Origin of the sequence: Enterovibrio norvegicus (assembly GCF_002876705.1) — a bacterium.
In the GTDB taxonomy this organism is placed as follows: domain Bacteria; phylum Pseudomonadota; class Gammaproteobacteria; order Enterobacterales; family Vibrionaceae; genus Enterovibrio; species Enterovibrio norvegicus_B.
On the sequence record NZ_MDAG01000015.1, the window covers coordinates 20,198 to 43,876 of the forward strand.

At 49.7% G+C, this 23,679-nt stretch carries 17 protein-coding genes; 4 read left to right on the forward strand and 13 right to left on the reverse strand.

Annotated features, from left to right (window positions below):
* Nucleotides 1-168: 168 nt before the first annotated feature.
* The 3 genes from rsmC to hemL all read right to left on the reverse strand — a co-directional run bounded on the left by rsmC (nt 169) and on the right by hemL (nt 3,985).
* Nucleotides 169-1,194, reverse strand: a complete 1,026-nt coding sequence (rsmC, locus tag BCT27_RS10925; protein ID WP_102395816.1) for a 16S rRNA (guanine(1207)-N(2))-methyltransferase RsmC — start codon at nt 1,192-1,194, stop codon at nt 169-171.
* Nucleotides 1,195-1,322: 128 nt separating this feature from the next.
* Complete coding sequence (locus BCT27_RS10930) at nt 1,323-2,408, reverse strand: AI-2E family transporter (RefSeq protein WP_102317404.1); 1,086 nt, start codon at nt 2,406-2,408, stop codon at nt 1,323-1,325.
* Nucleotides 2,409-2,698: 290 nt separating this feature from the next.
* The gene (gene hemL, locus BCT27_RS10935) at nt 2,699-3,985 is read right to left on the reverse strand and encodes a glutamate-1-semialdehyde 2,1-aminomutase (RefSeq protein ID WP_102317405.1); all 1,287 of its coding nucleotides are present in this window, start codon (nt 3,983-3,985) and stop codon (nt 2,699-2,701) included.
* 225 nt (nt 3,986-4,210) lie between these two features.
* Between hemL and erpA the strand changes: the two genes are divergently transcribed.
* The 3 genes from erpA (at nt 4,211) to BCT27_RS10950 (ending at nt 8,949) form a co-directional block, all read left to right on the forward strand.
* Nucleotides 4,211-4,552, forward strand: a complete 342-nt coding sequence (erpA, locus tag BCT27_RS10940) for an iron-sulfur cluster insertion protein ErpA (RefSeq protein WP_017012318.1) — start codon at nt 4,211-4,213, stop codon at nt 4,550-4,552.
* A 77-nt stretch (nt 4,553-4,629) separates the two neighbouring features.
* Complete coding sequence (locus BCT27_RS10945; RefSeq protein WP_102395817.1) at nt 4,630-5,721, forward strand: efflux RND transporter periplasmic adaptor subunit; 1,092 nt, start codon at nt 4,630-4,632, stop codon at nt 5,719-5,721.
* A 12-nt stretch (nt 5,722-5,733) separates the two neighbouring features.
* Nucleotides 5,734-8,949, forward strand: a complete 3,216-nt coding sequence (locus tag BCT27_RS10950) for an efflux RND transporter permease subunit (RefSeq protein WP_102395818.1) — start codon at nt 5,734-5,736, stop codon at nt 8,947-8,949.
* A gap of 81 nt (nt 8,950-9,030) precedes the next feature.
* Here the strand turns inward: BCT27_RS10950 and BCT27_RS10955 are convergent, their stop codons facing one another.
* A complete protein-coding gene (locus tag BCT27_RS10955; protein WP_102317408.1) occupies nt 9,031-10,350 on the reverse strand; it encodes a peptidoglycan DD-metalloendopeptidase family protein in 1,320 nt (439 codons plus the stop codon).
* Nucleotides 10,351-10,563: 213 nt separating this feature from the next.
* Here BCT27_RS10955 and tyrS point away from each other — a divergent pair, with 213 nt between their 5' ends.
* Nucleotides 10,564-11,751: a tyrosine--tRNA ligase gene (tyrS, locus tag BCT27_RS10960; protein WP_102317409.1), complete on the forward strand. Its 1,188-nt coding sequence runs from the start codon at nt 10,564-10,566 to the stop codon at nt 11,749-11,751.
* 147 nt (nt 11,752-11,898) lie between these two features.
* Here the strand turns inward: tyrS and BCT27_RS10965 are convergent, their stop codons facing one another.
* The 9 genes from BCT27_RS10965 to gltB form a co-directional block, all read right to left on the reverse strand.
* Nucleotides 11,899-12,450, reverse strand: coding sequence for a flavodoxin family protein (locus tag BCT27_RS10965; RefSeq protein WP_102395819.1), 552 nt, complete (start codon nt 12,448-12,450; stop codon nt 11,899-11,901).
* The gene (locus BCT27_RS10970; RefSeq protein WP_102395820.1) at nt 12,450-13,427 is read right to left on the reverse strand and encodes a questin oxidase family protein; all 978 of its coding nucleotides are present in this window, start codon (nt 13,425-13,427) and stop codon (nt 12,450-12,452) included. The genes BCT27_RS10965 and BCT27_RS10970 overlap by 1 nt, the downstream gene beginning before the upstream one ends.
* A gap of 72 nt (nt 13,428-13,499) precedes the next feature.
* Nucleotides 13,500-13,916 carry a VOC family protein gene (locus tag BCT27_RS10975; RefSeq protein WP_017012325.1) on the reverse strand — a complete coding sequence of 139 codons (417 nt, stop codon included), beginning with the start codon at nt 13,914-13,916 and terminating at the stop codon, nt 13,500-13,502.
* Between the two features lie 192 nt (nt 13,917-14,108).
* Nucleotides 14,109-14,717, reverse strand: a complete 609-nt coding sequence (locus BCT27_RS10980) for a TRIC cation channel family protein (RefSeq protein ID WP_017011778.1) — start codon at nt 14,715-14,717, stop codon at nt 14,109-14,111.
* A gap of 95 nt (nt 14,718-14,812) precedes the next feature.
* A complete protein-coding gene (gene btuF, locus BCT27_RS10985) occupies nt 14,813-15,634 on the reverse strand; it encodes a vitamin B12 ABC transporter substrate-binding protein BtuF (RefSeq protein WP_102395821.1) in 822 nt (273 codons plus the stop codon).
* Nucleotides 15,634-16,599 (reverse strand): cobalamin biosynthesis family protein, encoded by a 966-nt coding sequence (locus tag BCT27_RS10990; protein ID WP_102395822.1) that lies wholly within the window; start codon nt 16,597-16,599, stop codon nt 15,634-15,636. Before BCT27_RS10990 ends, btuF begins: the two co-directional genes overlap by 1 nt.
* Complete coding sequence (gene mtnN, locus BCT27_RS10995) at nt 16,599-17,300, reverse strand: 5'-methylthioadenosine/S-adenosylhomocysteine nucleosidase (protein ID WP_102317414.1); 702 nt, start codon at nt 17,298-17,300, stop codon at nt 16,599-16,601. Before mtnN ends, BCT27_RS10990 begins: the two co-directional genes overlap by 1 nt.
* A gap of 118 nt (nt 17,301-17,418) precedes the next feature.
* Entirely contained in the window at nt 17,419-18,834 is a 1,416-nt protein-coding gene (locus tag BCT27_RS11000) for an FAD-dependent oxidoreductase (protein ID WP_102395823.1), read from the reverse strand.
* 11 nt (nt 18,835-18,845) lie between these two features.
* On the reverse strand, nt 18,846-23,312 hold the full coding sequence (gene gltB / locus BCT27_RS11005) for a glutamate synthase large subunit (RefSeq protein ID WP_102395824.1): 4,467 nt from the start codon (nt 23,310-23,312) through the stop codon (nt 18,846-18,848).
* Nucleotides 23,313-23,679: the final 367 nt, after the last annotated feature.

The following is a 23,679-nucleotide window of genomic DNA, read 5'->3' on the forward strand; positions in this document are numbered from 1 at the left end:
CATTTTGGCGATTTTGACGAGTTATGTACTGCAGCCTTACAGGATTGACCGTGTCAAAAATCCTTATACTGACTTAATTTTTCTTGGCAAGTAAGTTATCAATGAAGCGCGTGCGAGTGCTCAGTTTTAACGTTTTTAACGAAGGGCTGCGAACAGCCCTTTGTCGGCTTAACGGTTTTTAATTGCGTGATAAATCGCAAACTTGTTGTTCTTAGCCGGTGTGTCGCAATGGCCAAATGCCGCTTCGATAAAAGGCGGATAGCGAAGGAAACTGTTTGCCACAATCATTAACTGCCCCTGTTTCGACAAAAATGACGTGGCTTTCTCTAGGAAGGTTTCCGTTGCCGCATAATGTGTTTTCAAGCCAGCGTGGAATGGAGGATTGCTAATGATACTGTCGAACGTTGACGTGACGGCGCTATATACATCAGATGCGAAAACCTCTCCGTCAAGATTGTTAAAACGTAAGGTTTCTTTTGCAGATGCAACCGCAAGCGCGCTGATATCCACCATGGTGATATGCGTATCAGGATAGCGCAGTTTAATGGCGGTACCGATAACGCCAGCGCCACAACCAAAGTCAAGCACTGTGCCTTTTAGCGGTGGTAATGTGTCCAGCAGAAGTTTGCTACCTGCATCTAATTCGCCATGACTGAAAACGCCAGGCAATGAGCGAATTGTGATGGTGTCTTGCCCCAGAGAAAGCGGGTAGCTTTTAAACCATGCATCAAGCACAAATGGTGTAGGTTCGTTGATGCATTGTCCCCAGTAGAAACTGCATCGGCGGGCAGTGTCGAACTTGGTGACTTTGCCGTAAGGCGCGAACATCTTTTCGATGCTGCGAACACCACTGCGGTTTTCACCCACCACCACGATTTCAGTGTCTTTACCTAACGCTGCCATCAGCATCGAAAGCAAGAATTCCGCTTCGGCTTTTGCTTTTGGCCAATACAACAACACCATGTCGACATTCGGTGCTTTTTGGTATGTATCACCAAACTGGACATCCAACTGGGTGTAACGCGACATTTGATTCGCGTACGCCAAATTGGTGGTGAAAATACTCACGCTAGCGGCATGTTCACACAGTTCGGTGGCGAAAGTGTCTTCCAGCTCACCGGCGAGCAATACATGCTTACCTTCAAAGTACTCAAGTTGACGAGCCACTACTTGGCTTGGGGTGCTGTAAGACATGAACGCCTCGACGTATAAAAAAATGAGCGCGGATTTTCCCACAAAGCGAGTCGTGAGGAAACTCTCCGCGCACACTAGATAGCGTTATCGTTGCATTGTTTTGTGCAACGATTTGGTGACGACTCAGATTAGGAGTTGTCTTGTTTCTCTAGGAAGTGATGGAATTCAGTTTCATACATACGGAATAGCACCAGTGTCAGAGAGAAAATGACGGGCCCGTAAACCAAGCCCATCAGCCCGTAAACCTGCAAGCCACCGATCAGGGAGAAGAAAATCAACAGGGTGTTCATCCCTGAATTTCCCTGCATCAATAGAGGGCGCAATAGATTATCGACAGAACCAACAACTAACACGCCCCAACTCGCAAGAAATGCAGCCCACTGCCATTCACCAATCAGCAAAAGGTAGGCGGCCGCAGGCATCCAAATTAATGCTGTGCCGACGACAGGGATAAATGACGCAAATGCCATCATGGTTCCCCAGAATAGCCCCGGAAAACCCGCTACCCACATGGCAAAGCCACCCACAAAACCTTGAGCAAGGGCGGTGAGAAATGAGCCCATCACTGCGGATTTAGCGACCTTTTCTACTTCATCCAGCAAAGTGTCTTCTTGGCTTCGTGATAAAGGGCTGACATGGCGCAGGGTTTGGATGATCTTGTCGTGATCGCGCAGCAAGAAAAACAGCACAAACAACATCAACAAGAAGTTGACGAAAACGCCGGTAACATCACCAAGAACACGTGAGCTGATACCAATCATTTCCGTACTCATTGACGACACCGTGGATGCTACGCGTGAAATCAATTCTTGTGAGTTAATGGAGTCTGCTGGAAGCCATTTGTCTAAAGTGCTGAGGGATGACTGCACGATAGGCATGGAAACAATTTCTTTTGCCCCGCCATGGGTCAACCAGGTATATGCATTGGTGAAGAAATGAATCCCTTGCTGCAAAATGGCGGCGGCAACGAAAATCAAAGGGATGATGACAATGACTGTCAATAGAACGCATGACAGCGATGCTGCAATGTTCGGGTGTTTGCTGAATCTTCCTTCGATTTTTTCATGCAATGGGAAAAACAGCAGCGAAACGATGAAAGCAAGGACGATTGAACCCACATAGGGAGCGATCAAGGCGTAACAAGCGTAAGCTGCCAAAGCCAATGCGGCAATGAGCGTCCAGTGCTTAGGCTCAACTTTGTAAGAAGATGCCACAGATAGGCTCCTTATTTGTTCTTCTCCAGATTATCTGGTGAACAGTGTAGTGTGAAGACTATGATACGTTGTGACTTTCAACGGAAAAAGGGTAAATGTGATGGGATGTTGTGAAGGGCAGTGTCAGTCCAAAAAACGACGCAGATTCAATGCGCCTCTCGTTTGCCTTGTCGTGCTTGCCATTCTTGTGGTGATTTTCTGGCAGTAACCCTCCGTGCAGGGCATCAACAGATACGAAAAAAGCGGCGCATAACGCCGCTTTTTTCGTTTAATGTGCGTTGCTTTAGCGGCTAGTTAGCCAGCGCTGCAAATGCGTTATCCGCCGCTTTCAACGTTGCCTCAAGCTCTTCTTCACCATGAGACAAAGAGGTAAAGCTTGCTTCAAAGGCTGATGGCGCCAAGTAAATACCTTGGTCCAGCATCAAATGGAAGAAGCGTTTGAATTTCTCAATGTCACATTGTTGAACGTCTGCGAAACACGTGATGCTTTCTTTGTCGGTAAAGAAGAAACCAAACATGCCGCCCACTTGGTTAATTGCCAGTGGAACACCGTGCTTGTCTGCAGCCGCTTTAAAGCCTTCTGCAAGACGCTTCGTGATACTCGCAAGTTGTGCTTCGTTGCCTTCTTTACGAAGTTCATTCAGTGCAGCTTCACCGGCAGCCATCGCAACAGGGTTACCTGACAATGTGCCCGCTTGGTAAACAGGGCCTGTTGGTGCAATGTATTCCATGACTTCACGACGACCACCAAATGCACCTACAGGCATGCCACCGCCGATCACTTTACCCAGCGTGGTTAGGTCAGGCGTGATCTTGTAGTGCGCTTGTGCACCGCCTAGTGCAACACGGAAACCTGTCATCACTTCATCAAAGATCAACAGTGCGCCGAACTCATCACACAATGCGCGAAGGCCTTCATGGAAACCTGGTTGTGGAGGAATGCAATTCATGTTGCCTGCGACAGGTTCTACGATAATGCACGAAATGTCTTCAGGGTATTGCTCGAATGCTGCGCGAACAGAATCAAGGTCATTGAAGGTACACGTGAGGGTGTGCTTTGCAAAATCAGCAGGAACGCCTGGCGATGTTGGTTCGCCAAGTGTCAGTGCGCCTGAGCCTGCTTTCACGAGTAGGCAGTCAGCGTGGCCGTGATAACAGCCTTCGAACTTGATGAATTTGTCACGACGAGTAAAACCACGGGCGAGTCGGATGGCACTCATGGTCGCCTCTGTGCCTGAACTTACCATGCGCACCATTTCCATAGAAGGAACAAGCTGGCTCACAAGCTCAGCGAGGGTGATTTCACGCGCAGTCGGTGCACCAAAGCTTAAACCGCTTTGTGCTGCTTCAATCACTGCGTCACGAATGGCGGTGTTGTTGTGACCCAAGATCATTGGACCCCAAGAACCGACATAATCAATGTAAGCTTTGCCATCGGCGTCATAAATATACGCGCCATCAGCACGTTCGATAAAGATTGGGTCGCCGCCAACGCCTGCGAAAGCGCGAACAGGAGAGTTTACGCCGCCAGGAATGGTTTTGCGGGCTTGTTGGAATAACTCGGCTGATTTGGTCATGGTTCTTTCCTAGGCCATTAGTTCGTCGGTGTTAAATCTGACCGTATTGTACGAGATGCGAGTAGATCAGGCGAGTTAGTTGATGCGTTTACTATCACAGACATGTCATTATTGACGGATATGAGGGATGATTGTTGAATGCTCTTTAGCGAAATGCACAATACTTGACCATTTTAGTCGGGTATTGGATAATGCAAACAATATAAAAGCGTATGTGAGGTAGAAATGAGCGATACCAATTTGCCGTTGCAATTCTCTGAGACAGCGGCGAACAAGGTAAAAACGCTGATCCAGGAAGAGGAAAATCCGAACCTGAAACTGCGTGTATACATTACAGGCGGTGGTTGTAGCGGTTTCCAATACGGCTTTACGTTTGATGAAAGCGTGAATGACGGCGACATGACCATTGAAAAATCAGGGGTAACCTTGGTGGTTGACCCAATGAGCCTGCAATATTTACTGGGTGGTGTTGTTGATTACACCGAAGGGTTAGAAGGTTCACGTTTCTTCGTAAACAATCCAAATGCGACGACCACCTGTGGTTGTGGTGCGTCATTCAGTGTATAAAGTATAAGACATGCTAAACGGGCTTGATGGATAGAGCCCGTTTTATTTTCTGCAGCAACCAAGTCAGGATAAACACTATGGCTAATGCAGGCGCAATCACGTCTTACTTCTCTCAACGACCTTGGATCATCTCCTTGGTTCTCCTTGTTCTTCTCGTCTTTTGGGTTGGCAGCGGTCACACCGATGACACGCAACCTGCGCAGTCCCAAGACGAAACGAAAGCCCCTCTTACGCGGGTGTCGGTCGATACTTTCTTTGCCGAACCGGTTACGCGTTCTATCTCTTTGTATGGCCGAACGGCACCTGATCGCGAAGCGACGATTTCCTCTGAAGCTGATGGGCGCATTGTCAGTGTCAGTGTGAAAAAAGGCGCAACAGTGAAGAAAGGGGATCTGCTGTTGAATATCGACAAAGGCGATCGAAATGCGCAGTTAGAGCGTGCAAAGGCGCTACGTCTTGTTAGAACGAAAGAATATAACGCGGCGAAGTCGTTGAAGAAAAAAGGGCTGCAAGGCGAAGTCGCGTTTTCGTTGGCTGAAGCAAACTTGATTGAAGCCCGAGCCAACGTGGAAAACTTGTCAATTGCACTTTCCCACACGCAAGTCCGAGCCCCGTTTAATGGCATTGTTGATGATGTGATGGTGGAGGTGGGTGATTACCTTGCGGTCGGCGATCCGATTGCGAAAATCATCGATCTGGATCCCTTGATCGTCACAGCGGATGTCAGTGAAAAACACATCAGCCATATCGATGCCAACATGCCTGCCACCATTATTTTTGTGAGTGGTGATGAGCTTGAAGGCCGTCTTCGTTATCAGTCAAACACTGCCTCTCTAACAACCAATACCTTTGTCATTGAATTGGAAATTCCTAACCCTGAGCAAGCGATTCCTGCTGGGATCAGTGCCGAAGTGGATTTGCCTCTCGAAGAGCAAAGCGCCGTGAAGTTATTGCCTTCGATGTTGGCACTGGATGAGTCGGGAAATTTAGGGGTCAAAACCTTACTCGGCGACAAGGTCGCTTTTGTTTCGACCACGTTGGTCAAAGCTGAACAAGATGGCGTTTGGCTAGCAGGGCTTGGCGATCACGTTGACGTCATCACGAAAGGGCAAGGGTTTGTCCGAGATGGTGATGCGGTCATCGCTGTTCGTCAATCTGACGCACAATAAGGAGGCCTTGTTGTGAGAAGCTTGATTGATGCGTCGCTGGCACGCACGCGCACTATGGTGACCCTGCTACTGTTCTTATTTGTAGCAGGCGTATACACCTACCAAACCATTCCGAAAGAATCCGATCCTGATATCACCATTCCTGTCATTTATGTGTCCGTGGGTCATGAAGGCATCTCACCGGAAGACGCTGAGCGCTTGCTTGTTCGTCCTGTTGAGCAAGAGTTGCGTTCGATTGAAGGCATTAAGGAAATGACCGCCATTGCCTCAGAAGGGCATGCCTCGGTAACGCTTGAATTTAACGTGGGTGTCGATTTAGAACAGGCCATGGCGGATGTGCGTGAAGCGGTGGATCTGGTCAAGCCTCGTTTACCTGAAGACAGTGATGAGCCCACCGTTAACGAAGTGACGTTTGCCAGCGAGCAGCCTGTCCTGTCGGTGGCCCTATACGGTGATGTGTCCGAGCGTGCGATTGTAAAGATTGCGCGCAAACTTCAAGAGAAGTTAGAGAGCTTCAAGCAAGTGCTTGAAGTCGATGTGGCGGGTGATCGGGATGACGTGGTTGAGATCATCGTCGAGCCATTGCTGCTTGAAAGCTACGGCCTTGACCAAGAAGCGATATTTAATCTTGTTGCCCGCAACAACCGTGTTGTTGCTGCGGGTTACGTTGATACAGGGTATGGGCGTTTTTCCGTAAAAGTCCCGTCCGTCTTTGAATCTGCACGTGATGTTCTTGAGTTGCCTATCAAGGTGGATGGTGTTCAGGTGGTAACCGTTGAAGACGTAGCGACGGTGCGACGCGGTTTTAAAGACCCTGAAAGCTTTGCACGACTAGACGGTAAACCTGCGATTGTTTTGGATGTAAAAAAGCGCGCGGGTGAAAACATCATTGAAACGGTGGAGTTGGTGAAAGCCGTGTTGGTTGAAGCGCAAAAACAACCGGAATGGCCTGCTGCACTGCAAGTGAAATACACATGGGATGGGTCTGATGACGTCAGATCCATGCTTTCTGATCTTCAAAACAATATCTTGTCTGCCGTCTTGCTTGTGGTGGTGGTGATCATCGCCATTTTAGGGGCGAGAACGGCATTTTTGGTGGGTGTGTCGATTCCGGGCTCTTTCCTGACGGGTTTGGTCGTATTGTCACTGTTTGGCCTCACCGTGAACATCGTTGTGCTGTTCTCTTTGATCATGGCGGTGGGGCTGCTGGTGGATGGCGCGATTGTGGTGACCGAGTACGCCGACAGGCGTATGCGTGAAGGCATTGGTCGTAAACAAGCCTACCGAGAGGCTGCACATCGCATGTCGTGGCCGATCATTGCTTCTACCGCAACGACGCTAGTGGCCTTCGCCCCTTTATTGTTCTGGCCTGATATCACAGGCGAGTTCATGAGGTACATGCCGCTCACCTTGATAGCGACGTTGTTTGCTTCCTTGGTGATGGCATTGCTTTTTGTCCCTGTTCTCGGGAGCTGGTTTGGTAAGCCTTTGGCTCTGTCTGATAAGCAGCAAGCGCGTATGCAAGCTATCGAGAACGGCGATTTCAATGAAGCACGAGGCATTACGCGTGCCTACATCAATACGCTAAAAGTCGCTATTCACCATCCGCTTAAAATCCTGTTTTCTGCGCTATTAGTCGCTTTCGTGGTGGGTTTTGCGTACAACAAATCAGGGCTAGGTACTGAATTCTTCCCTGATGTTGATCCTGCTTTCTTTAATATTAAAGTCCGCTCTCATGGTGACCTTTCAATCTACGAAAAAGACGTATTGATGAAAGAAGTCGAAGCACGTGTTCTAGGAATGGATGAAATAGAAAGCGTCTATACCCGAACAGGCGGAGAAGATGAAATCGGCGTTATTCAGATGAAGCCTGTCGATTGGCAAGATCGTCGTAAAGTGAAGGAAATCATTGCGGAACTTCGTGAAGAAATGGCAGATCTTGCGGGCCTTGAATTGGAATTTAAAAAGCCAGATGCAGGGCCGCCAAGTGAACAGGATCTCTCCATTGAAGTGACGTCAGACGTTAACAGTGACATCGAGCCTGCGGCAAGACAACTTCGTGCACTGTTGGAGCAGAATGTCGCTTTTACTAACTTGAGCGACACCCTCACTAAGCCCGGTATTGATTGGTCGATTGATATTGATCGCGCTGATGCTGCAAGGTTTGGTGCTGATGCCACGCTGGTGGGGAATACGGTTCAGTTCGTGACGAATGGTTTGAAAATTGGTGATTACCTGCCAGACGATGCTGACGAAGAAGTCGATATTTTGGTGCGTTACCCAGAAGATAAAAGGGACATTGGTCGGTTCGATGAACTCAGAATCAAAACTGAATACGGGTTAGTGCCGATTATCAATTTCGCGAAGATCACCGCCGAGCAAAAGCAAGGGAATATCGATCGCGTTGATGGTAAGCGTGTGGTCAAAGTGATGGCAGACATGGCTGAAGGGTACAACTTGAGCCTTGAGTTGCCGACACTGACGGCGCAAATCGATGCGTTAGGGCTGCCAAGTGGTGTGGAAACCATCGTGCGGGGTCAAAACGAAGAACAGAACAACAGTCAGTCCTTCTTGATCACTGCATTTGTCGCGGCACTGGCCGCGATGGCGATCATTTTGATCACTCAGTTCAACAGCTTTTATCAAGCCTTCTTGATTTTGAGTGCCGTCCTGTTCTCCACGGTAGGCGTTTTCCTTGGCTTGCTTATCTTCCAGCGTCCATTTGGTGTGATCATGTCTGGGGTTGGGGTGATCACTTTGGCGGGTATCGTGGTGAACAACAACATTGTTCTGATTGATACCTACAATGTGTTGCGTCGCCAAGGCCTCGCGAAAGCAGACGCTATATTGCGAACCGGGGCACAGCGTTTGAGGCCCGTGTTACTGACGACAGTGACGACGATTCTCGGTCTGATGCCCATGGTGTTAGAGATGAACGTTGACTTGGTGAACCAAGGTGTCGAATTTGGTGCGCCAAGCACGCAGTGGTGGTCTCAACTTGCGACGGCGGTCGCGGGTGGATTGGCGTTTTCGACCGTGCTGACGCTTGTGCTTACACCTTGCTTATTGATGTTGGCGAGAGAGCCTAAGAAGGCAATGCCTGACACGCCTTCTAAAACGCCAGGTAAGCAAAAAGGATTGATGTTTACCTCTTCTGATACCGAAGAAGAGCAAGGTGATACTTCTGGAGCGTTGCAGCAAAACACCGTGCCGGCATCTCAGTCCTAGCGACATTGCGGGAGCGTTTAGAGGTGGTATTAAAAAAGCAGCGCATCGCGCTGCTTTTTCGTTTGAGTGATATCGCCTCCGTTAGGAGTGGTTACGCTCTAAGGTGCCAATAGAGGCAAGAAGCTCACTCAATTTGTTCAACTGCGCCAGTCGGTCTTTTGCCAGTGCAATGAACGCGGTTTTCTCTTTGCCTGCTAGGGACTTCGCTTGCGGCAACTTCACGGTCCGTGGGTTTTTGTGCACGCCATGAACGAGGAATTCATAGTGCAAGTGTGGGCCAGTGACGCGTCCCGTTCCGCCTAGCGTACCAATGGTTTGTCCCTGCTTCACACGTTGCCCCGTTTTGACCCTACGTTTGGTGAGGTGCAAATACTTGGTGATGTAAGTCGAGCTGTGTCTGATGAAGACATAGTTACCGTTGAACTTGTTATAAGCAGACTTCATGACGATACCGTCACCCGCCGCCCAAATGGGTGTGCCGACAGGGGCAACGTAGTCTGTGCCTCGGTGTGATTTCACCTTGCCTGTGACGGGGTGTAAACGACGAGGGTTAAAGTTCGAGCTGACATAACGGAAGTTTACAGGCGAGCGTAAAAAGGCTTTCTTCATTGCTCGGCCTTTTTCGTCGAAATACTTACCTGTTTTCGAACGGATAGCCGTAAAGGTTTCGCCGCGGTTGGTGAACGTCGCCGCAAGAATATTCCCACGGCCAATGATCTCACCTTCAACGAGTTGCTCTTCAAACAGCACTGAGAAAGCATCACCTTGTCGAATATCCAACGCAAAGTCGATATCCCAACCAAACAAGCCTGCCAGTTCCATGATTTGATTGGCATTCAGGCCTGCGGTTATCCCTGCATTCCAAAAGCTTGATTCAATGGTGGCTGACGCAAAGTTGACCTGTGTATCGATCTCTTTTGATTCGACTTTTGACACAAACTGATCGCCAATGCGCGTGACCACAAGGGTTTCATTCACATCGCGAGGTTGTACTAATTGCGTAAACAACCCTTGGTCGTCGAAACCAAGGTGAATTTCATCGCCCACTTTCAATGAGGCTAACTTCTTGGTGCCTTGGTCGCTATTGATGAGTCGATAAAGGGTTGTTGGGCTTATCCCAACACGATTGAAAATCACCGCGAGGCTGTCACCGGCTTGGACTTTGAATTTATGCCAAGTCAGCGGTGCAAAATGCCCGACGGGTTGGGCTTCATCTTCAGGGGGAAGCAAAGAGTTAGCTTCGAGTTTTATCGCGTATTGTTTTCCAACCTCAAATTTCGACTCTGGGTGCTGAGTCGGGGATTCGGAGGGGAGCAAAATCAACAGCACGACAAGCGCACTGATGGCCATAATAGACACCTGATGAAGGCGAGGTAGCGCAGCAATTCTGTTTACAGGCATTAAAAATATCGTTTAGGAAAATGAAATTACCCAGAACACACTGATGCTTGCCAAATCCCTCGGAAAATCAGAGTGGCGAGTGGTTCCCTTTGATTTATATGCAAGCGTCATATCTTGCTTATTTATATAAGTCTAACTGGTTTCAAAAACCATCGCTATTCAAGTAGTATGTCGCTTTACGAAAAATTGCCGATTCTGTGGGAGCGATAAACTATGGCGAGCATTGAAGCCGCGCTAGCCGAAATTAAGCGTGGTGTTGAGGAATTGATTCCTGAAGCGGAACTGATTGCGAAACTAAAAGAAAACCGTCCTCTTCGTATCAAGTTAGGTGCGGATCCAACGGCGCCTGATATTCACCTTGGTCACACTGTGATCATGAATAAACTGCGTGCGTTCCAGGAGCTGGGCCATGAAGTAATCTTCCTTATCGGTGACTATACCGCGATGGTCGGTGACCCAAGTGGTAAGAACACGACGCGTCCACCACTGACACGTGAGCAGGTTTTGAGCAATGCTGAAACCTATAAAGAGCAGATCTACAAAATCTTGGATCCTGCTAAGACACGTATTGAATTCAACTCAAGCTGGTTGAGCGAGCTAGGCACGGACGGCATGATCCGTTTGGCTGCAAGCTCTACCGTTGCGCGTATGCTTGAGCGTGACGACTTTAAAAAGCGTTACAGCAACAACCAACCTATTGCTATCCATGAGTTTATTTACCCGCTTCTGCAAGGTTATGACTCAGTGGCGCTTGAGGCGGACGTTGAGCTGGGTGGTACAGACCAGAAGTTTAACCTGCTAATGGGCCGCGAACTGCAAAAGCAAAACGGTCAATCTCAGCAAGTTGTTATTACGATGCCATTGCTGGTGGGCTTGGACGGCGTTAAGAAAATGTCGAAGTCTGCGCACAACTACATTGGTATCAGTGATGTACCCAACGAAATGTTCGGTAAAATCATGTCGATCTCTGATGATCTGATGTGGAGCTACTATGAATTGTTGTCATTCCGTCCTTTGGAAGAGATTGCACAATTTAAAGCGGACATCGAAGGTGGCAAGAACCCACGTGACGTGAAAATCTTGCTGGCAAAAGAAATCATTGCTCGTTTCCACTCAGAAGCGGATGCGGAAGCAGCAGAAGCTGAATTCATCAATCGTTTCCAAAAAGGTGCGATGCCAGATGAAATGGCTGAGTTTTCTTTCGAGCAAGGCGTCGCCATTGCTAACCTTCTGAAAGACGCTGACTTGGTTGGCTCTACCTCAGATGCAATGCGTATGATCCGCCAAGGCGCAGTGAAGATTGACGGCGAGAAAGTCGACGATACGAAACTGGTTCCTGCGGCTGGCACGGCAGTTTACCAAGTGGGTAAACGTAAATTCGCGCGTATCACGTTAGCGTAATTTACCGCCGATTTTTTTCGGCTGAGCTTTTACCGCTTAGCTTTTACTACTGAGCGAATGCAAAATGAAAAGGCGCTGAAAAGCGCCTTTTTTGTGCCTTTGCCCCGCCCTAAATAAGTGTCCCGTCATAAATCAGGTCAACAGACCCTAGTGAATAAGCTCTGCCACCCGCTCACCAAGGCGCTTTGCCGTTTTTATATCAATATCATCCAATAGCCCTTTCTCATCCACCATGCCGATGGCGCCGAGCGATGAATTCAGGCGATTAAACATTTTTGATGCTGTGCCTTCTGGGGCGTCGACTCCTACCCAAAGCATGCTGTGTTGGGTGGCAAGCAGGTAAAAGCTTTCAATTGTGCTTTGCACTTCTCCGCACGGGCTGCCGCCAGTGGTAAACCCTGCCGCAAGTTTGTTGTGCCATAACTGATTTGACCATGACTCGCTGCTGGCATCTGCAAAAGCTTTAAATTGTGCTGCGGGACCACCCATGTAGGTTGGCGAGCCAAAGACAATGGCATCCATATTGGCGAGGTCGTCAAACAATGCATCACTTTTAAATCGTCCCTCAATGATGTCCGTGCCCACAATTGGGTAGAGTAGGACTTCTGTATCACGTTGTTGCGCACCTTGTGCAACGGCGCGCGCCATGCTCGCTGTGCTTCCTGTTTGTGAAAAATAGACGATGGCAATGCGCTTCATTATGTGTTCTCCAGTCGATATTTGACGGCGTATAAAGCCTCGGGAAGGCGAAGAGAATCGTAAAGTCGCGCGCAGCTGTATGTCAGTTTGATGGTGTGATCGTTTTCTGTTTCCAGAGCTTGCTCAAACCAATGAGGCCAGTCCGGGATGCTATCTGAGAGCTGCTCGTTGTTTGAGTAAGGCTCTCGGTAAGCGGCGGTGCAGGCAGCGGCGACATAAGCCTGCCAAAAGTAATGAAGCGCAACGTCTTTATTTTCGATGAATGGGAGAAGTGAACAGAGTGCCTGAAAGCCAGTGACGCCGTGTAGCAAGGTGAAATCGTCACTTGCGGTGTATTGCGTTAAAACGATACGCGCCACTCTTTCCAGCGACAATGAATCGGGCTGACGTGCGATGGTCTGATACTTCTCCAGTGTGACGAGTTCTTCGACATGATCGATGATGATCCCTTTTCGATAGATGTGATCATGAAAGACAGAAAGCGCCTGGTTCAAATCATCTTCCGGACTCAGGTCTTGCTGAAAGGTGAGATCGCCGAGCGGCGTGAATCCCGATGACCAGTAAGCAAGGGCATGACTGAGCTCGTCGATATCTTCTAATTCCACGGCGTACGCGAGACGAATAACGCCATGAAACGCACCCGCGGAGATCCCTGGAAGAAGAGATGGCAGTATGCGTCGCAGTGTTTCTTCTGTACCAAGGTTACCTAGCATACTGCGGTAATATTCCACGAAATCGGCGTTGTGCGCTTTCTCGCCCAAGGTTGGCGTGTCGACACCCAGTGCTTCTCCCAATGGCGCTAAATGATCGGCGGCACGCTGGTACTCTTTTTCCAGCTGCGCCGGTGAAGCGCCAAGTCTTTGCATGGCGGTGATTGCCATTGGCAGGTGGTTTGAAAAGCGTGGTCCGAAGGTCGGCCCGAAGCCATGACTTTTCCTTATTAGCTCAAGGCCTGTCGCAGAGAGTGCTTGGTACATGATGGCATTCCTTTGCGCTTTCGTTATGAATGTAGGGCTGTTACAACACAGCGTTTTTGCATCGTGTCATCGTTACAACGCGTAGTCGTTTCGGCGAGTCAAATCTGCGGTGAGGTATTCAATGAACTCCCACTCCAGATCATCGCTATCACAAAAATAAACGCGTTTTCGGCTAGGGTGGCTCTCATCAAAAATGGTTTCTTTAAAGCCTGCGGCTTTGAGGTTTTCTGCCACGCGTGTGACATCTTCAACGACAAGCCCGATGTGATTAACGCCGAGTTGATAATAGGGAAGGCGATCGACAGGTTTATCAATCACCACTTCTTGAAGTGCGATATACGACGTGTCGGTTCCTATGTGACACCATGCTCTCTCTTCGTTGCTCCCTTCACCACGGATGGAAAAGTCCGGCATTGCCGCCTGCAAGAAAGCAATGGCGCTGTTGAGGTTGCTGACGGTGATATTGGCATGTTCTACATAACTGGTCATGACGTGCTCCTTAGTGATTAAGTAAAGCTATATGTTTATATAGTAGGTCAGAATGTAGTTAAGTAAAGTTTTTGGTTTATTTAATTGGGGCGGACATAAAAAAACGCGCCGAAAATAGGCGCGTTTTTGCAATGATTCTGAGTCTGGCGTCCCTTCATGTCTGCAACATGAAGGGCTTGCAAGGACGGGTGTTTACTTGATGGCGAAAGTGGGCAGAGAAAGATGCCATCTAATGGCGGCGAGTCGAATGGAGAGTGTGGTGACCATGCCAGCAATCGATGCAGCAACTGAATCCACGTTCGCAGCCAGTGCCAGCGTGTGGATCATACCGCCCGCAAGGCACGCAGTCGCGTACACTTCGGTTCTCAATATCATGGGGATTTCTCGGGCTAGCACGTCACGGATGATACCGCCGCCACACCCTGTAATGATGCCCATAATGACAGCCACCATCGGTGATGCGCCATAGCTCAGTGCCTTATCAACACCAATGGCAACAAACACAGCAAGGCCGATTGCATCCGCAACAGGGAGAAAATACCACGGTAGACGACGAGGACGTCGAATCAGTAGTAGAGACAGTGCACAGGTAGCCAGAATCATCCACAAGTACTCTGGTGAAGTAATCCAAAATACAGGTGTTGCTCCAAGTGCCATGTCTCGAATGGTGCCGCCACCGATGGCAGTAACCATGGCGAGAACGACAACGCCGAATGGATCCATGCGGAGTTTACCCGCCAATAAAACGCCTGAAATGGCGAAAACTGCCGTCCCAAACATGTCTAAAAAATACAAAAGCATGATTGCGCTATCCCTATAAAAAGCGCGCGCGATTTTACGTTATTTCCGTAACTGGGCAATCCATTGCGCTGGCTTGTCGGTCATCTTTATTCGAATTAGTGATTTAGATCGCTTCTTACTCGATCAAAGGCTGTACAGATTTGTGCAACCGCTTTCAATGCGCGTGGTGTTGGGCGGCTGAGCCAATCTCCCGTTACCTCGAAGACATGTTTGTTTTTCACGGCGGGAATAAAAGTTTCCCATGATGTCCAAACGTCCATCGGTGCAATACGGCTGGATGGATAGAAAATCGCGAGTGGCTTTCTCACTACAATTTGCTCCATGCTGATCTGTGGATACGGTGCCGCGCTGTTGGCAAAAATGTTCTCACCACCACACAAAGAGAATAGAGGTTGCGGCCAATGTTCGCCGTTGTTCGTCATTAATGGTGTGTCACTGAGCTGATAAAAGTAAGGCACCTTCGCTTTGTTTTTCTGGTTGGCTTCTATCGTTTTTAACGCTTTTCGCACGTCATTGGCTCGTGCGGTTGCTGCCTCGGGATCATCAGAGTACGCACCCAGTTTTTCGATATTGTCTGCAGCGTCGTATAAAGAATGCGGGTTGGAATAAAACACCTTGATGCCAAGGCGCTCAAGTTTTGCCAGTTCTCGATCAGGGTTGCCGCCTTGCCATGCAAGTACCAGATCAGGTTCGAGCGCCACGACGCGTTCGATTTTGATCCCACGGTATGAAGCGACTTGTTCTAGATCTAGGGCTTCTGGTGGGTAATCGCTGTGGGCGCTGACAGCAATAAGGTTTTTACCCAAACCGGCCTCATAAGCCAGTTCGGTGGTGTGAGGCGATAAACTGATCACGCGCAGTGGCGAGGCCAAAACAAGGGTTGGCAACAAGAGCAAAACAAAAAAAATGCGAGACATTAGAGGAATCCGTGTGCGAACCACATGGTAAAACTTTGAAGTACAATCCATAGCCATGCTTTTTGGCGAAGTTGCTGATTCAGCAAAGCTAAATGAACCGATGAGGGAGCAATATCACCGCCTAACTTGGGGCGAGTGATCTTTTGGTTATCGTAAATGGCTGGGCCGCCGAGAGATAACTGAAACTTTGCGCCAGTGGCAGAAAGCACCCAATCACTGCCGCTTGTTGCCCAGCGTTGTCCGGTATCTCGGATTGCCAGCATGGCAGGTTCAAAGCGGTGACCGGCGGCAATGAGTAGCGCAAACAACCGTGTTGGCACCCAATCGAGCACAGAGAGAAAGGCTGCAGAGAACAATCCGAATTCTGCATATTCTTCTCGGCGTGTTGGCCATGTGCGCGCCAATAACACCACGAGCGTATAAAGAAACGCGCCAATGCCTCCGAGTAAGGCATACCAAAATAATACGCCAACCACCTGTCGCGCATAGCCTAACAGCAAGGTTTCACAGCTGGCTTTGGCAATGCCAACGCCAGATAGACTCTGTGTATCTCTATTCAGGGTTTCAGCAAGCAATGTGCGTGCAGCAGGTTTATCTTCTCGGGCAAGCGCTTGTTCAAGCTGTTGGGTTTGATTGACGATGGGACGCCAACCAAGGACAAGCCAAAGAAGAAGTAAATCAAACAGCCAAGGGATCCAAACCAATTGTTTTAAGGCGATGAGTGCGACGGCAAGGGTCAGCCACATGATGCCAAACGCCAATGCGCCCGACAGCTTACGTTGCTGTGGTTCGTCATCAGGATGGTTTACTTTGTCTGCGATAGCATCCGCGACTCGCCGCCAAAGACTGAGAGGATTGGCTGAAGGAGGCACTGGAAAAAACCAATGCAATAGCAAAGCTCCCCACATCGCGAGCAAGGTTGAATAGCCAAGCAAGGTTTCAAACGGGGTAGGGAGCTCGGTCATTATGCGCTAAGCAACTCGACCATTTTTTCAACCATGGCGCTTGAGCTTTTCGCTGCGAGAGGCAGGAACTCATCAAACGTCATTGGTGACTCTTTGTCTGCAACATCAGAGATGGCGCGAACAACAACGAAAGGTACGTTGAATTGGTGGCATGCTTGCGCAATCGCAGCTGCTTCCATTTCTACCGCAATCACGTTCGGGAAGTGTTCACGAATGTAGTTTTGGCGTTCTGCAGTACAAACGAAGGCATCACCTGTACAGATCAAACCGCGAACCGCATGCGGCGCTGGGTCCATTGCTGCGAGTGCTTGCTCTGCAACGTCCATCAGTTTTTCGTTTGATGTAAAGGTGGCGGGTTGGCCAGCCATTTGACCCATGGTGTAACCAAATGCCGTTACGTCAGCATCGTGGTATGCCACGTCAGTAGAAATGACGACATCACCAAGGTTAAGCGATGGGTCGAAACCGCCCGCAGAACCCGTGTTGATCACTTCGGTGACTTTAAAGCGATCAAGCAGAATCGATGTGCTCAGCGCCGCTGCAACTTTGCCGATACCAGATTGCAGAAGAACAACGTCAACGCCGTTCATGTCGCCCGTGTAGAACTTGCTACCCGCAATCTCTTGCAGTTGGCAGTTGTTAATTTTGCTTTTTAGCAGGGTAACTTCCTGCTCCATGGCACCGATAATACCAATTTTCATGTTTATACTCGTTCGGTTTTTGGGAATGCACTGAGTGTAACATGACGGTAAATTCGGGCGAAAAAAAAGTGCCCTTGCGGGCACTTAATTTCGTGATGTTTGAAGCAAGCGAAGCGGTTTACACCTCGAGGTAATCCAAAATGCCTTCCGCCGCTTTTCGGCCTTCATCGATGGCGGTCACCACCAAATCTGAACCTCGCACTGCATCACCGCCCGCGAAGATTTTCTCGTTGGTGGTTTGATACGAAAATGCGCCTTTTTCTGGTACTTGAATGCGTCCCCATTGGTCTAAATCAACGCCGAATGGTTCAAGCCATGCCATTTGATGTGGTTGGAAGCCGAAGGCCATGATAACCGCGTCAGCGGGCAGTACATGTTCGCTGCCTTTGACGGGTTCAGGACGGCGACGACCCGCTTCGTCAGGTTCACCCAACTGGGTTTTCACCACATTAACGCCAGTGACGTTGCCGCTGCTGTCTACTTCAAGGCCAAGAGGTTGAAGGTTGAACATGAAGTTCACGCCTTCTTCCTTGGCATTTTTTACCTCACGGCGAGAGCCAGGCATGTTGGCTTCGTCACGACGGTAGGCACACACCACGTTTTTCGCGCCATGGCGAATCGAGGTGCGAACACAGTCCATCGCGGTATCCCCGCCGCCTAGCACGACAACTTGCTTGCCTGCCATGTCGATAAACTCAGGCGCATCGCCTTCCAGTTCCATCACACGGTAGGTGTTGGCAATCAAAAACGGCAAGGCGTCGTAAACACCTGGTGCGTCTTCGTTATCAAGGCCTGCTCGCATGGATTTGTATGTGCCGACGCCAAGGAAGACAGCATCATAATCCTTGATAAGCGTTTCCAAGGTGATGTCTGAACCGACCTCTGTATTCAACTGGAATTCCACGCCCATCTCGGTAAAGACACGCTGACGATTGCGCATGATGTCTTTTTCCAATTTGAAAGACGGAATACCAAAGGTCAGCAAGCCGCCAATCTCAGGGTAGCGATCGAACACAACGGGTTTAACGCCGTTTCGAACCAGTACATCCGCACAGGCAAGACCTGCAGGGCCTGCACCGATGATGGCAACTTTCTTATCGGTCCATTCCACGCCAGACATGTCTGGCTTCCAGCCCATTTCAAAGGCTTTGTCGGTGATGTATTTTTCAACATTGCCAATGGTCACGGCGCCGAAATCTTCATTCAGCGTACATGAACCTTCACACAGGCGGTCTTGAGGACACACGCGACCACACACTTCAGGCAAGCTGTTGGTCTGGTGAGAAAGCTCCACTGCTTCAATGATACGGCCTTCGTTCGCCAGCTTAAGCCACTGAGGAATGTAGTTGTGAACCGGGCATTTCCATTCACAGTAGGGGTTACCACAGTCCAAGCAGCGATCAGACTGCGCAGATGCTTGCGTGCCTGTGAAGGGTTCGTAGATTTCAACGAACTCTGTTTTACGTGTTTTGATCGGCTTCTTACGTGGGTCGATACGTTGCACGTCGATAAATTGGTATACGTTCTGGCTCATAAGGTCCTCCGTTACTGCGCCTGAACACGCAGCTCAGCTGCGCTTCGGCTTTGGTGACCAAGCAGAGAACGCACGTCTGCTGCTTTAGGTTTCACCAGATAGAATTTACTGATCCATTGTTCAAAGTCGGCGAGGATTTCCTGCGCACGAGCGGAACCCGTGAGTTCCAAATGTTGATCAATGAGACCACGGAGGTGTTCTTGATGAATCGTTAAGTCATCGAGTGACAGCGCTTCAACCAGTTCAGGGTTTACACGGCCTGCAAAATCACCGGTTTCATCCAGCACGTAGGCAAAACCGCCCGTCATGCCTGCACCGAAGTTGACGCCACAATGCCCGAGGATGGCCACAATACCGCCCGTCATGTACTCGCACGCATTGTCGCCAGCGCCTTCCACCACGGCTAAAGAGCCGGAGTTACGCACTGCAAAGCGTTCACCCGCCGTACCGGCAGCAAACAATTTACCGCCGGTGGCACCGTACAAACAGGTGTTACCGATGATGGTAGATTCGTGCGAACGAAATGCAGAGCCGACAGGTGGCTTGATGATGATTTTGCCGCCTGCCATGCCTTTACCGACATAGTCATTGGCATCGCCGGTGAGCGTGATGTGCACGCCGCCCGCATTCCAAACGCCTAAAGATTGTCCTGCTGTACCTTGCAATTGGATATTGAGCGGTGTGCCCGCCATTCCTTGGTTGCCATAACGTTTCGCGATGGCACCCGACAAGGTCGCGCCGATAGAGCGGTCGGTGTTTTTCACGTTGAGGTAGGTACTTGCGGGCTGACGTTTTTCAATGGAATCAGCAAACGTGCCCATGAGTGTTTGGTTCAGCAAAGCCTTATCAAACGGTGGATTAGGCTCGGTCCAATAAACAGATTTACCTGACACGGGCGTTGGGGATTCGAGAATGCTGCTCAAATCGAGTTTTAGCTGTTTGGCCGTGAACCCATCAACCGCTTCGAGTAAGTCTGTGCGACCAATCAAATCGGTGAGTTTTTCAACGCCAAGTTCCGCCATAAGCTCACGCACTTCTTCAGCAAGGCCTTTAAAGAAGTTCATGACTTGCTCTGGCAAGCCTTTGAAGTAATCGCGACGCAGGGTGTCATCTTGCGTTGCAACACCGGTCGCGCAGTTGTTCAAGTGACAAATACGCAGGTATTTACAGCCCAGAGCGACCATTGGCGCAGTACCAAAACCGAAGCTTTCAGCACCCAAAATGGTGGCCTTGATGATGTCTAAACCGGTTTTCAACCCGCCATCGACTTGAAGACGGATTTTATGGCGAAGACCATTAGCCACTAGCGCTTGTTGGGTTTCAGCGAGTCCAAGCTCCCACGGGCTACCGGCATATTTCACCGAAGTCAGTGGGCTTGCGCCTGTGCCGCCGTCGTAGCCAGAAATGGTGATGAGATCGGCATAAGCTTTTGCCACACCCACCGCGATCGTGCCCACACCAGGTTCAGACACCAGCTTCACCGACACGAGCGCATCAGGGTTTACTTGTTTGAGATCGAAAATCAGCTGCGCCAAATCTTCAATTGAGTAAATGTCGTGGTGCGGCGGCGGTGAAATTAGCGTTACGCCTTGGACTGAATGACGAAGACGTGCAATTTCTGCGGTGACTTTGTGGCCTGGTAGTTGTCCACCTTCCCCCGGTTTTGCACCTTGCGCTACTTTGATTTGCAGCACATCGGCGTTAGTCAGGTAATGTGGCGTTACACCAAATCGACCTGACGCGATCTGCTTGATGCGTGAGTTACGCTCAGAGTTAAAGCGACGTGGATCTTCGCCACCTTCGCCCGAGTTGGAATTACCGCCAAGGCGGTTCATCGCAATTGCGAGGGCTTCATGTGCTTCAGGGCTCAATGCCCCAATCGACATGGCGGCGGAATCGAAACGCTTGAACAACTCGCTGGCGGGTTCAACGTGCTCAAGAACGGCAGGTTTTTCAACTGGCTTGAGGCGCATTAAATCGCGGATTGATGAAACAGGGCGACTGTTAACCATTCTTGCATAGCTCTTATAGTCGACACTTTCGCCGGATTTAACCGCAGATTGCAGTGAGTTAACGACATCTGGGTTATAGGCATGGTATTCGCCGCCGTGGACGTATTTGAGCAAGCCTCCATTATCGATAGGCTTACGCTTGAGCCAAGCACGGCGCGACAAGTTGACGAGATCTTGCTGGAAATCATCAAAATCTGCACCTTGAATACGGCTTGCTACGCCTTTAAAGCAAAGGTTAACCACGTTGTCGTTGAGGCCAACCGCTTCAAATAACTGAGAGCAGCGGTATGAGGCAATGGTCGAAATACCCATTTTAGACATGATTTTAAACAGGCCTTTATGGATACCATTTCGGAAGTTAAGTGCCGCTTCCGACATGGTTTTGGCAATCACTTTGTTGTCGACCATCTTGCCGATGGATTCATACGCGAGGTAGGGGTAAACCGCCGTCGCACCAAAGCCAAGCAAAACGGCAAATTGGTGTGGATCGCGCGCAGAGGCGGTTTCGATAACAATGTTGGCATCACAACGCAGATTGGCGTTCACCAAGCGTTGTTGCACAGCACCCACCGCCATGGCTGCTGGAATGGGGAGTTTGTCTTTTGTGATGCCACGATCTGACAACACAACCAATACCGTGCCGTCACGAACGACGCGTTCTGCTTGGTCGCAAACATCAACAATGGCTTGTTTGAGGTCTTTTTCTTCTGGGTTGAAGTTGATGTCGATAATGCTGTTTTGATAATACTCGTCGTCCAGCTCAAGTAATTGCACCATGTCTGAATAGAGCAAAACCGGGCTTTTGAACGAGACGCGGTGTGCGTGACCATCGGTTTCTGAGAAGACATTTTTCTCACGACCGATCGACGTTGCCAGCGACATAACGTGGTTTTCACGCAAGGGGTCGATAGGTGGGTTGGTGACCTGCGCGAATTTTTGACGGAAGTAATCCGCGACGTTTCGTGCTTGGGAAGAGAGTACCGCCATGGGGGTGTCATCACCCATCGAGCCTGTCGCTTCTTGGCCTATTTCACCCAGTACGCGCAGCACTTGATCGAGCTCTTCGCCCGATACGCCGTAGAGTTTTTGGTAAACCTGCAGCTCATCATCGTTCATGCTGCGTTGGCTAGCGCGATCGTTTGGATCCATGTCTTCGAATGGCGTGAGGCGTCGAACGTTTTTGTCGAGCCATGCTTTGTATGGGTGACGACCTTTCAGATCGTTATCGATGTCGGCTGAGTGCCACACTTCACCGTCAAAGGTATCAATAACCAGCAACTCACCGGGGCCAACGCGGCCTTTCTCTGCCACTTCGTCCGGCGCGTAATCCCAGATGCCCACTTCGGAGGCGAGGGTGATTAGCTTGTCTTTAGTGACAACATATCGTGCAGGGCGCAGGCCATTTCGGTCGAGGTTACACGCGGCATATCGACCGTCTGACATGACGATGCCCGCTGGGCCGTCCCACGGTTCCATGTGCATGGAGTTAAAGTCGTAAAACGCGCGTAAATCTTCATCCATGTCTGGGTGGTTCTGCCATGCAGGTGGCACAAGCATGCGCATTGCACGGAATAAATCCATGCCGCCAGCCAGGAAGACTTCCAGCATGTTATCAAGGCTAGAGCTGTCAGAGCCCGTTTCGTTAACAAACGGCGCGGCTTGTTCTAGGTCAGGCAATAGCGGCGATTTGAATTTGTAAGCACGGGCACGCGCCCATTGACGGTTGCCTTCGATGGTGTTGATTTCACCATTGTGCGCCAAATAACGAAACGGTTGAGCCAATGGCCAGCGAGGGGTGGTGTTGGTTGAAAAACGCTGGTGGAATAAACAGATCGACGACTCAAGGCGAAGATCAGCAAGATCAAGGTAGAACCTCGGCAGATCAGCGGGCATGCACAAGCCTTTGTAGACAATGGTGCGCGTCGACAGGCTGGTGATGTAGAAATCGGGATCTTCTTGAAGGGCTTTTTCTGCGCGGCGACGTGCGATATACAGACGGCGCTCAAGGTCACGGGCGCGCCAACCAGCGGGACCGTTAATAAAGACTTGTTCGATGGTAGGGACTGAGCTTAGGGCGATTTCACCCAATACGTCTGAGTTTGTTGGCACTTCGCGCCAGCCAACAATAGACAGGGTTTCGGCTTCAATTTCACGTTCAAAGATCGTTTTGGCTTTTTTTGCTTTTTCGGGATCTTGACTGAGGAAAATCATACCGACGCCGTAGAGTTTACTGAGTGTCCAGTTGTTCTCTTCGGCAATCATGCGGAAAAAGTTATCGGGCTTTTGAAGTAATAAGCCGCAACCATCACCGGTTTTCCCATCGGCGTTAATCGCGCCGCGGTGGGTCATTCGGTCTAGTGCGGAAATGGCTGTTCTGACGAGTTTGTGGCTAGCTTCACCCTCTGTGTGGGCGATCAGACCAAAGCCACAGTTGTCTTTCTCCAGCGTTGGATCATACAGCGACATTGCAATTCTCCCTTGCGACTGCTTCAAGCAGTGACTGCAGTTCTTTAATGTCTTCCTGACATCATTTCTCTAATAACGGAACTCGGTGGTATTCATTCCGGCATTGCACGTTATCGATTATTGATTAACAGGTCAAATTTCGTCACGTTACATTGACTTTACGGATAAACAGCAATATATGCCGAAAACAGCCCCTTTGAGTAGCATTTTATGGCAGATATTTTTAAGTCTGTCGCAGAGATTACTGGCATGCACGAACGGGAAATAGAATGTGAAAGGAGGGGATTTGGCAGTTTTGACGTGAATTTGTCTCTAAAAAGAAAAAAGCCAGCCACTGAGGGCTGGCAAAACTGGAAGATAACACTTA